At 60.2% G+C, this 10,942-nt stretch carries 10 protein-coding genes; all 10 read left to right on the forward strand.

The window, feature by feature from the left end; genetic code table 11:
• Positions 1-589: 589 nt before the first annotated feature.
• Positions 590-829 carry a hypothetical protein gene (locus tag ACQPYM_RS05645; protein WP_433015859.1) on the forward strand — a complete coding sequence of 80 codons (240 nt, stop codon included), beginning with the start codon at positions 590-592 and terminating at the stop codon, positions 827-829.
• On the forward strand, positions 807-1,319 hold the full coding sequence (locus ACQPYM_RS05650; RefSeq protein WP_433015862.1) for a DUF6879 family protein: 513 nt from the start codon (positions 807-809) through the stop codon (positions 1,317-1,319). Before ACQPYM_RS05645 ends, ACQPYM_RS05650 begins: the two co-directional genes overlap by 23 nt.
• A gap of 31 nt (positions 1,320-1,350) precedes the next feature.
• Complete coding sequence (locus ACQPYM_RS05655) at positions 1,351-1,560, forward strand: helix-turn-helix domain-containing protein (protein ID WP_433015865.1); 210 nt, start codon at positions 1,351-1,353, stop codon at positions 1,558-1,560.
• Between the two features lie 39 nt (positions 1,561-1,599).
• Positions 1,600-2,747, forward strand: a protein-coding gene (locus ACQPYM_RS05660; protein ID WP_433003220.1) for an IS3 family transposase whose coding sequence is annotated in 2 segments (ribosomal slippage) — positions 1,600-1,870 and positions 1,870-2,747 — 1,149 coding nt in all. Because the reading frame shifts where the segments join, the coding sequence is not laid out codon by codon here.
• A 119-nt stretch (positions 2,748-2,866) separates the two neighbouring features.
• Complete coding sequence (locus ACQPYM_RS05665; protein WP_433015868.1) at positions 2,867-3,469, forward strand: DUF5753 domain-containing protein; 603 nt, start codon at positions 2,867-2,869, stop codon at positions 3,467-3,469.
• A gap of 200 nt (positions 3,470-3,669) precedes the next feature.
• Entirely contained in the window at positions 3,670-4,020 is a 351-nt protein-coding gene (locus ACQPYM_RS05670) for a hypothetical protein (protein WP_433015871.1), read from the forward strand.
• 838 nt (positions 4,021-4,858) lie between these two features.
• Positions 4,859-5,230, forward strand: coding sequence for a DddA-like double-stranded DNA deaminase toxin (locus ACQPYM_RS05675; protein ID WP_433015874.1), 372 nt, complete (start codon positions 4,859-4,861; stop codon positions 5,228-5,230).
• Positions 5,227-5,664, forward strand: coding sequence for an Imm1 family immunity protein (locus ACQPYM_RS05680; RefSeq protein WP_433015877.1), 438 nt, complete (start codon positions 5,227-5,229; stop codon positions 5,662-5,664). Before ACQPYM_RS05675 ends, ACQPYM_RS05680 begins: the two co-directional genes overlap by 4 nt.
• A gap of 1,606 nt (positions 5,665-7,270) precedes the next feature.
• Complete coding sequence (locus ACQPYM_RS05685; RefSeq protein ID WP_433015880.1) at positions 7,271-9,715, forward strand: N-6 DNA methylase; 2,445 nt, start codon at positions 7,271-7,273, stop codon at positions 9,713-9,715.
• The gene (locus ACQPYM_RS05690) at positions 9,708-10,937 is read left to right on the forward strand and encodes a restriction endonuclease subunit S (protein WP_433015883.1); all 1,230 of its coding nucleotides are present in this window, start codon (positions 9,708-9,710) and stop codon (positions 10,935-10,937) included. Before ACQPYM_RS05685 ends, ACQPYM_RS05690 begins: the two co-directional genes overlap by 8 nt.
• Positions 10,938-10,942: the final 5 nt, after the last annotated feature.

A 10,942-nucleotide genomic window follows, 5' to 3' on the forward strand; every position in this document is an offset into this window, starting at 1 on the left:
CACCAGTATTCAGCTGAGCGAAGCGGCTATTCGAACGCATCATCCGTCCGCCGTTGAGCCAATATGGACGACTCCGTGAGCAAGTATCTCGCCAATCTCGACGCGCGAAGGCGCATGTGTGAGCACTGTGCGGCGACCTTCATCGCCGGCAGATCTGACCAGCGGTTCTGCACCGATCTGTGCCGTTTGCGCCGGTGGCGAAGCCGCAAAGCCAACTCATCGGCACGCGGCGCGAGCGGCCAACAGCGCCTAGATGCTCTGAGCGCCGAGATCGATCGGCTCGAGGCCCAGATAGCCGACCTACGGCAAGTCCACGTCGCGCTACACGAGGCTCTCGCAACGTGTGAGTGCACTCAGCAACACGTCGACGCGAGTGCTCTTGGCCGACGTGACGAGCAAACTGACGCTTAGAAGGGTCTCCGAGGTCGAACCCCGAGTAGGCGACACGCCCGCATCATCCAGCACCAGACCTGGCAAGCAACTTGCGCGATCTTGCGAGAGGTTCACCGCATGCTTGGCCGCGAGGGGGGACTCAGCCGATGATTAGCCAGCACCCAAGGCGACGCGTTAGCAAAATCGGGAGGTCATCGTGGCGCTAGAGTTCTATGGCAAGGACCCAGAGTGTCCGGGGAACAACTGTCCAGCGGTCTTCAGGGATGAAGAGACCGGAGACTTCTACTTCCAGGGCGAGACGCTTGTCGACCCGACCAAGCTGGCCCAGATGTCGGAAGACAGCGGGCTCTCGGATTCGGAGTCCATTGTGAAGCTGCCCGCCAGGATGGCGGAGATGATTGTGGAGGCGTGCCGTGCCGGAGCCGTCATTCGATGAGTTGCTCGCCAGCTGTACCCGGACCGCGCTGAAGCTGGAATTCCGCGACCAGTACATGACCGATGACCCCGCCTACGTGGCCTGGCAGGCGGGCGACGTCGACCGTGCAATCCGCGAATATGCCAGCTGGACGGAGATCGCCGGCTCCACAGCCGCGCGAGGTGTCGAGATCAAGCGGGTCCGCGTCGTCAGTGAGCCGGTGTCGGACTACATCGCGTTTGAGCACGCCGTGACCTCGCGCGTCAACATCGTTGCAGGTGAAGCCATTCGCTGGGTGCCACGCTCCCGAGTGTCAGCGATCGCTGTACCCGGCAACGATGTCTGGATCTTCGACGAAGCGACCCTTCAGTTCTGTCTCTTCGCCGGTAATGGGCGGTTCATCGGCAACGAGGTAAGCACCGATCCAGATGCGGTGAAGCTCTGCCTCTCGGCGTTCGAGGCTGCCTGGGAGCGTGGAATCGATCACGAGCACTACTCCACTACGCTGTAGTAGCCCTGCTCCTAACCGTTACTGACATTGGATGCCTGCTTCGCAATTCTCAAGCGCCCAGAGCGCCCGTCAGGCGCTCGCCGACCGGCTGCGGGATGTCAGGCTCGACGCGGGCCTTACCGCGCGGGCCCTATCCGTCGCGGCCGGTTGGCATGAGGCCAAGACGTCCAAGATCGAGCATGGGAAGCAGCAACCCTCAGAGGCCGACCTGGGGTCTGCCCCCGGTTCGGTTGACTCCTGATCTGTGAGGACTTCGGTCCTTGCTGGAAGGATGTCTGTCATGCCGAAAGCGTTGCCTGAGGAGTTCCGTCGCGATGTGGTCGCTCTGGCCCGGAAAGGTGAGGCGCCGGTCAGCCAGATCGCGAAGGACTTCGGGATCTCACCGTCGTGCCTGCGGCGCTGGCTGAAGCTGGCCGATATCGAAGACGGGAACCGGTCCGGAGCGTCCCAGAACGAGTCCGACGAACTGCGGGAGGCCAGGAAGCGGGTCCGGCAGCTGGAACAGGAGAACGAGATCCTGCGCCGAGCCGCGGCCTACTTCGCCCGCGACATCAACCCAAAATGATGTACCCGCTGGTCCTCGATCTGGCCGTCGACGGTATCCCCGTCACGGTGACCTGCCGGGTGCTCGGCTTCTCCAAGCAAGCCTTCTATAAGTGGCGCAAGAATCCTGTCACACAAAGAGATTTCGACAACGCCTTTCTGATCAACGCGGCCCGCGACATCCACGCCGACGACCCTGCGTTCGGGTACCGGTTCATCGCCGACGAACTCACCGACCAAGGCCACAAGGTAAGCGAGAACCGGGTCGCGAGGTTATGCAGCCAGGAACGGATCTGGTCGATCCACGCCAAGAAACGCGGACTGAACCGCAAGGCCGGCCCGCCGGTCCACGACGACCACGTGAAGAAGGTATTCACCGCGCCCTCACCGAACCTGGTCTGGCTGACCGACATCACCGAACACGCCACCGCCGAGGGCAAGCTGTATCTGTGCGCGGTCAAGGACGTCTACTCCAACCGGATCGTCGGCTACTCCATCGGCTCGCGCATGAAAGCGTCCCTGGCCGTTACGGCCCTGCGCAACGCGATCGCTCTGCGCACACCTGCAGCCGGGCTCATCGTCCACAGCGACCGCGGCAGCCAGTTTCGGTCCACGAAATACGTCCGGGTCCTCAAAGCCCACTCACTGCGCGGGTCGATGGGCAGAGTCGGAGCCTGCGGCGACAACGCCGCGATGGAATCCTTCTTCGCCCTCCTCCAGAAGAACGTCCTCGACCGGCAACGCTGGACCAGCCGCCAAGAACTCAGACTCGCGATCGTGTCCTGGATCGAAACCAGCTACCACCGCAGGCGCCGGCAACGCCGCCTCAACAAGCTCACACCTATCGAGTTTGAGATGATTCAACCTGCCGCACACGCGGCCTGAACCACCCAACCCCGCGAGTCAACTAAACCCGGGGCAGTCCCCTGCGCACCTGGTGTGCCATCTGCTCGGCGCCCGCACTCTTGCCGGAACTCGTTGCCGAGCTGAGGTCGGTCGACTCGATGTGGCTGGATTGGCGTCGGGCCGAACGCACCGGCCTGCGCCACCTCAATGCCTCCGTGCGCGATCTTTACGAACGCACCAAGCAATACCGGTCCTACTGCCAAAGCATGATTCCGGGACTCTTGCAGACCGCGGAGTACACCACCGCCGTCCTCACCTCGATTCGAGTTCGTCGGCGAGTTCCAGTGGACGACGTGGCAGCGGCAGTGGCCGAGCGAATGGATCGCCAACGCATCCTGGTGGAAGGTGGACACACCTATGCCTTCTTACTGGAGGAGGCTGCCCTTCACTACCAGGTTGGCGGTCCGTCGGTACTGGCCGGACAGCTCCAGCATCTTCTCGACGTCATGCAACTCGCCTCAGTGAGTGTCGGCGTAATCCCGGCCGCAGTGGACCGGACGCAGCGGTGGCCGGTGGAAGACTTCTACATCTTCGACAACAGCCAAGCCAACGTAGAACTCGTCTCAGGATTTCTGACGATCACGCAGCCGCGCGAAGTCGCCATGTACGCCGAGGCTTTCGCCGCCCTCGCCAAGCTGGCTGTCTACGGTGCTTCGGCCCGCTCCCTCGTGCGCGCTGCATTGACGGCGCTGCCTGAATAGTCGCCTTGCTCGTCAGGGATCGCGCGCAAACTCGCGCAAGTTCGTCGATAGGTCGCGCCAACGGCTTCTAGCGTCATCCCATGAACGTATGTCCATGGGCGTCAGTCGACAACCGAAGGCGGTGCTAGTGCGTGCCTGCTTCCGGAAGTGGCTACTCGCTATTTGGAGATCGCTCAACGAACCGTTCCTCCGATGGCGAGATGAAGAGTGAGCGGGAGCGAGCCTATGCCTACGCTCGCAAGCACCTGCTGATGTTTGACTCAGAGGTAAATCGCACCAAGGAGCACCTGGCCTACTTCGCCAACGCAGCCGGCTACGAGCTGGCGGCCACCTTCATCGAGGAGATCGAGACATGGCCGGCAGCCTTTGAACGTCTGATACAAGCTGTCATTCGGGACAGGGTTGAAGCCGTGATCCTCCCCAGCATGTTGCATTTCGCGGTACTCGGCGATCCGACGAACATCAAGCAACACTTCGAGGCTGCGACCGGAGCCAGGATTATCGCGATCAGCAACGCTGTGTCGCACACGCTTGGCGACACGGTGTCCTGACCTCTTAGACCGCGCCACCTCGCTCGACGACCTATCCCTTCGGGAATGGCGGTCTCTATGCCCAGGACTCCAGTCCCGACAGGAGCCCCGCTGGCCTGATTCACCGCTGATCCTGGTCGCCCGGCGAAGGATGGCGGATCGATTTTGTTCAGACCACTTTCGAGAAGTGAGGCAGCTATGTCGCAAGTCGAGCAGATGAAGATGCAGCTCCATGGTCTGGCCGAGCAATCCCGCCAAGGAGTCGCCAGCCTGGCCGGATTCAAGCAGCTCCGAGCAATCCAGTGAGCAGGTACAGGCTCTGATCAGGGGATCGGCTACTGGCGCGGACCGGGACATCTCCACGCTCCTTGAGGCGGCGGGAATGTCGGTTGAGCAGGCTGTCCATGCGCTCCAGATCGCAGAGACAGGTTGTCGTAGCTACGCCGACCAGATCTAGTCGGCCGAGGCAGCAAACGTGCCTTCGGAGCTACAACGAGTCGCACAGCAGCTGCTTGCCACCTTGGATGAGATTCCACGGGTAGTGGCGTACCTACACGAGCGCGCAGGCAAGTATCGCGAGTTGGCCGGGTGGATCGGCAGCATGAGCAACAACCCAAGTGCTCAGATGGCCGCAATGCAGCTGGAGGAGGCCGCGAGGCGCTGCGAAGAAGCCACACACCATCTGTCCCTAGCCCCACCCAAAGCGCGCAGCTGGGTCCAGGAGATGGTCAGCGGTGAGCGAACAGCTCCTAGCTGAGAAGACCGTACCCACCCCGGCCCGGCCGCCTGGCGCGATCCTGACAGACGACCATCGGAGCCGGAACCGGAAGACCCGTTTAACCCCACTGCCAGCCGGGTGATGCGCGATCTACCGGTACGGAAGCCCAAGGACAAGACACGCGGAGTCTGGGTCGACCAGACAGGGCGGCGCCATGAATGGATCAGCGGATTCGACGAATACCGCAAGCAGGCCGACGACCTGGCGGTCGAACTCGGTCTCGGCCGTCTGTGGACCACATCGCACGTGGAGATAAAGTTCGCCATGTTCATGCGAGAGCGTGGACTAACGAACGCACGACTGATCCTGAACAACATCCCCTGCGACGACGAAGAGTTCTCCTGCGAGAACCTGCTCAAGAAGTTCCTCCCGCCGGGCGCCAAACTGACGATCTACGCACCCGACAACTTCAAACGCACCTACCCCACATCAGAAGACGAGAGCAGCCGATGACCTACACAGCCCGCGCGAACCACAAGCGAGGCCACTCCAGCAGCCCATCCCAGATCACCGGTCCACAAGACATCGACGCACTGATCCTGGAGCTGTCCACTGACGACGGCGACAACACAATTGCCGGCATCTACATCAACGAACGCCCCACCACACCCCAAGGCCTCCCGGACCACGAACTCCGCATCGCCATCGACGGCGAACGCAAAGTCGGAGCCATCCGCTACATGTCCGGCAACAACGCCTGGTACGCCGTCGGCCACAAATCCGACCTCGACGAAGTCCTCTACTTCTACATGGGCCACGACGAGCAGTACCCCCAAGACTCCGAGCTAATGACCGATGAAATCCGCACAGCAACCAACGAGTTCCTCACCTCAGGAGGCGCCCGACCGACCTCCCCAACCTGGTCTGAATGGCCATCAAATCTGTGAGGATCGGCGCGAATCGAGCACAACGTACACGCCAATTCCAGCCCGGGCCTGGCAAGCAGCTGAGCATCAAGCTGCACAGCCGAAACCTGAGACCGTCGAACGAACGGAGCAGTCAAAAACCTCAGGATCAAGGCCTACTACAAGCACGGACACGGAGAGAACTCAGCGGTCCTCGACTTTGCACAAAACGCCGACCTCCTGGTCGTCGCCATGCTGGGCGAAGAGTTACAGAACTTGTTTGCTGCGCTGTACGCCGACACGCGACCCCGGACCAACCCGGGATACCCCTATCACGAGCTCCGGATTGCACTCTTTGCCGAGGGTAAGATCGGGGGGGGCATCTGTTACTCCGGCGGTGACACCTACGACGTCAGGTACGTGCCCGGGCAAGACAAGCGAAAGGAGCCTGCGACACGAACTGGGATCCATGAGTAATCAAGCCGGATTCTGAGCGCGAGATATGGGAGTTCAACCCTCTGATGAGAGGTCGGACCTCTGATCTTCTGGATGGAGCACGTCAAGAAGCGTTGCCGCCCAGCCCGCTGCGGGCGAACGCGAACAGAGCCCTGCACGATCAGCTGACGGCACTGCTCAAGCAACGGTGGAACCCACAGCAGATCTAGCGCGAAGTACCCCAACGATCCGGACATGTGGCGGCCCGCGGTGTGATCTATCACGATACTTGCTGGCCAACTCGACGTTGACATGGCCGCCCGTCGTGCGTGCACCAAGACGCTCACCATAGCGGATCGGGCGTGACCATCGGCGTGCACAGGTCGGCTCCGGACAACGACGCAGGCGCTCCAACGGCGCCATGCTGTCCATCCATGACCGCCCCTTCCCAGCAGAAGACCGGTCCGAGGCTGGGCACGGGGAAGGCGACCTGATCGTCGGGCCGGCGCACCGCTCGGCAATCGGCACCTGGCCGACCGCCAGACCCGCGTGGTCAAGCTCATCCACCTCGCGCGAGCTCACTCCCGCTACACCAGCCACTGCTGCGGGACCTGACAAGGCTGCCACCGCATGCGGTGCGCCCGACTACGTGGAACCAAGGCGCCGAAATGGCAGTGCGCGGACGGATCACCACGGACCTCGGAGCGAAGGTGTACTTCTGCGCCCTTGCTCACCGTGGCAGCGGCAAAGCAGCGAGAACACCAACGGGATCCTGCCTGACTTACCCCCCAACAGCGCCGACGCAGCAGCTCCGCTCCGGAGCGGAGCTGCTGCGTCGAGAACGAGCTCAACCGCAGACCACGAGTCCTCCGACGCCGCCCACCAGCCGTCCCCTTCGACAGACTGCTAGCCGCCCCTGAACGACCCCCCTGCTGCAATGGTTGCTGGAACCCCCCGGTCCTTTAGGGGGCAGCCTTCACAAGCCGTCGACAAGAGCGCGTTGACCCGCAAAAGCGGTATCACGTAGCGCTGTGGTTGCCGGATAGGCCATAGCCCAGCGGGAGGCAAACTGCAGAACTGCAGCGCAGTGACGGTGTACCTGTGGGCGACAACTGCAACTCACAGCTGCAGTCGGAGTGGGGCCGATGACCAACGCAGAGCGGCCTGCGAGACTGCAATCGAACACACATGATCGAAGGGGAGAGGCCATCACGTGGCGAAGCTGACGTTGCCACAGCTCGAGCGACACCTGTTCGGGGCTGCTGACATCCTCCGGGGCAAGATGGATGCGTCGGAGTTCAAGGAGTACATCTTCGGGGCGCTCTTTTTGAAGCGAGCATCGGACCAGTTTGAGGTCGTTCGCGACCAGTTGATCCGGAGGTGGAGGTCAGAGGGCAAGAGCTTGCAGGAAGCGGAGCAGATGGCAAAAGCTCGCGGCTTCTACCGGGGAGACAAATTCTATGTGCCACCGGAGGCCAGCTGGCGGTACATCAAGGACCATTCGCGTGAAAAGAACGTCGGCAACCTGCTTAACAGGGCGTTGGTCGCACTTGAGCAGGAGAACATCGACGCTCTGGAAGGCGTGCTTGAGCACATCGATTTCACTCGCAAGGTGGGGCAGTCGACCATCCCGGATAAACGGCTACAACAACTTGTCGACCATTTCTCACGGGTGCGCCTGCGAAATGAAGACTTTGAGTTCCCCGACCTGCTCGGCGCGGCCTACGAGTACCTGATTGCGCAGTTTGCGGATTCAGCCGGGAAGAAAGGGGGCGAGTTCTATACGCCGCGGGGTGTGGTTCGGATGATGGTGCGGCTTGTGAAGCCACAGCCTGGCGAGGCCATCTACGACCCATGCTCGGGTTCGGGAGGCATGCTCATCCATGCCAAGGAATATGTCGACGAGCATGGCTTGGACTCCAGTGACCTGACGCTTGCCGGCCAAGAATACAATGGCGGCACCTGGGCAGTCTCGAAGATGAATATGATTCTCCACGGCGTACTCAACGCCAAATTAGAGAATGACGATACGCTGGTCGAACCGAAGCACGTCGAGAATGGCGAGCTTGAACGTTTTGACAAGGTTCTCACGAATCCGCCATTTTCGCTGAACTATTCCCGTGCTGACATGAAGCACAAGGAACGCTTCAGATTCGGCTTCGCACCAGAGAGCGGCAAGAAGGCGGACCTCATGTTCGCGCAGCACGTGCTCGCCGTTCTCTCTCCCGATGGGATTGGCGCCACGGTCATGCCGAACGGAGTGCTCTTCCGTGGAGGCAAGGAGAGGGACATCCGAGAAGGCATCATCAGGGGGGACCGTCTGGAAGCCGTGATCGGCCTAGCGTCCAACCTGTTCTATGGCACCGGAATCCCCGCCTGCGTCCTCGTGTTGCGAGGCACCGCCCGACGATCGGCTAGCCGTCGAGGCAAAGTGTTGTTCATCAATGCCGACCGCGAGTCCACAGCAGGGCGTGCGCAAAACTACCTCGATCCCCAGCATACTGAGAAAATCGTCGCGGCATACGAAGACTACCGCGACATCCCTGGCTTCGCCCGGTTGGTAGATCTCAACGAACTGCGCGACAACGACTTTAACCTCAATATCCGGCGCTACGTGGACAACGCTCCCCCACCCGAGCGGCAAGATGTTCGAGCCCACCTCGACGGCGGTATCCCCAAGGCTGAGGTCGAGGCATTGGCAGGGCCTTTTCGTGCGTTCGGCATCGATCCGGCGACGCTCTTCGTCGAGCGCGACTCCGACTACTATAGCTTTCTGCCAGAAGGTTGGGAGTCGACGGCCGATCGCCTTCCTTCGCTCGTCGCACCTGCTGAGGAAAGCCTGCTTGAAGCATTCTCAGATTGGTGGGTTCGGCATAGCAAGAGCCTGATCGAGCTACCCGACGCGGGCAGAGTTATGGAAGTCCGGACTGATCTCCTCGATTCCTTCGTTACCGATTTACAGCCGATCCGCGTTCTCGATCGCTTCGATCTCGCTGGCGTCGTTGCCGACTGGTGGGGGGAAGCACAGTACGACATCAAAGCACTCGGCCTCAATGGTTTCGACGGTGTCGTCGAAGGATGGCTAACCACCATAGCGTCAGCATTCGAGCTCGACGAAGAAGAAGTTGATTACTGGGATAAACAGAAGATCGCGACCGAGAAGCGCAAAGTCCGCGACCACCGGGTCGTCCCGCTACTCATTCCTGACTACCTCGCCGAGCTGGCGGAAGCCGAGGCCCAGCACGCCGAGCTGAACACCAAGTACAAGGCCGCCATGTCCAATCTTGCCGATGGGGACGAAGACGCCGAGTTGCTCGTCGAAGACCAACTTTCGCAGGAGTCTCTAAAAGACTTGAAGGATCGCGCGGCTGCTGCCAGGAAGAGGTTGGCAGCCCTAGAGGGCCTATTCCTTCCGCGTCTGCGGGTGGCAGTCGCGGCTCTCGATGACCGTTCCCGCCAAGATTTGGTTCTCGACGTCCTCTACTCGCAGCTCGCATCTCGCCTCCAGTTACGTACATCGGCCGGCCGCCGGCTCTGCGAGACAGCCTTCCATACCTGGGCAGACAAGTACGCGGTTACACTACGCGATCTCGAAGCACAGCGCGAAGCCGCCACGGCTCGATTGACCGATTATTTTAAGGACCTCGGCTATGCATAATGCATCGGCGATGGACGCCATCCCCGGCTGGCGCAGGTACGAACTTGGGCAGGTGGCTCGCCGCATTACACGAAAGAACAGGGTCGGAAATAACAATATCCTCACCATTTCTGCCAAACACGGCTTGGTAAGTCAAGAGGAATACTTTCGGCGCCGCGTGGCGAGCTCAGATGCCAGCGCATATTTCCTCCTTGAGCGAGGCGACTTTGCCTATAATAAGAGCTATTCCGATGGATTTCCGGCAGGTGTTATTCGTAGACTGGAGCGATACGATTCAGGAGTCGTGTCGCCTCTCTATATTTGCTTCCGCCCCCTTGGTGAATTGGTGGATTCAACATTCTTATCGCACTATCTCGATTCGGGGATCGTCAATGACGACATACTTTGGATCGCTAAAGAAGGTGTTCGTAACCATGGTCTTCTCAACGTCAAAGTAGAAGATTTTTTCAGTATACAGATTCAACTTCCGTCCCTCAGTCAACAACAGCGGATCGCGACCATCCTCGAGACTCTCGACTCATGCATTCATGGCTCGGAGCGTCTGGTGGCTAAGCTAGAGATGATGAAATCAGGACTTCTCGATTCTCTATTCTCTTTCGAGGAATGGCCACTCAAGCGTATTTCGGAGATCTGCACTATCACATCAGGCACTACACCACCGCGCAGTGAAGCTAGTAGGTACTTCGCGACGCAAGGGGTACCTTGGGTCAAGACTCTGGACTTGAATGAAGGATTGATTTGCGAGACGGAGGAAAGAGTAACTCCTGCGGCAATCAGTCACATGCGACTGAAAATCCTGCCAGAGGGAACCGTCCTGGTTGCCATGTACGGCGGATGGGAGCAGGTTGGACGAACGGCAATGCTAGCAATCCCAGCTGCGGTAAATCAGGCGATTTCTGCGCTGGTGCCGACGAGTGACATTGTGCCCGAGTTTCTCCTTCGCGCCTTGCAACAACGACGTCCCCACTGGCGACCAGTTGCCGCTAGCACCCGGAAAGATCCGAATATCACCAAAGATGATGTCCATGCATTCCTGGTTCCCACACCTCCAATCGAGACACAGGAGAGAATCGCGCGCGTCTATGCCTTGCACCTAACACGCATCGCAGCGGAGCTCCGGATTAGAGACAAGCTGATTAATATGAAACTGGGCCTCCGCAAAGATCTCCTAACTGGTCGAGTCGGAGTCTCGGAGGCGGAAACTGCTTTGAACGATCTTTGAATCTG

The organism is Kribbella sp. CA-294648 (assembly GCF_050943845.1).
Taxonomy (GTDB): domain Bacteria; phylum Actinomycetota; class Actinomycetes; order Propionibacteriales; family Kribbellaceae; genus Kribbella.

What these genes read in the sequence shown, in the direction of transcription:
- ACQPYM_RS05670 (WP_433015871.1), top strand. Translation starts at nt 3,670, where the DNA reads ATGAAGAGTGAGCGGGAGCGAGCCTATGCCTACGCTCGCAAGCACCTG.
- ACQPYM_RS05680 (WP_433015877.1), top strand. Translation starts at nt 5,227, where the DNA reads ATGACCTACACAGCCCGCGCGAACCACAAGCGAGGCCACTCCAGCAGC.
- ACQPYM_RS05655 (WP_433015865.1), top strand. Translation starts at nt 1,351, where the DNA reads ATGCCTGCTTCGCAATTCTCAAGCGCCCAGAGCGCCCGTCAGGCGCTC.
- ACQPYM_RS05675 (WP_433015874.1), top strand. Translation starts at nt 4,859, where the DNA reads ATGCGCGATCTACCGGTACGGAAGCCCAAGGACAAGACACGCGGAGTC.
- ACQPYM_RS05665 (WP_433015868.1), top strand. Translation starts at nt 2,867, where the DNA reads ATGTGGCTGGATTGGCGTCGGGCCGAACGCACCGGCCTGCGCCACCTC.
- ACQPYM_RS05690 (WP_433015883.1), top strand. Translation starts at nt 9,708, where the DNA reads ATGCATAATGCATCGGCGATGGACGCCATCCCCGGCTGGCGCAGGTAC.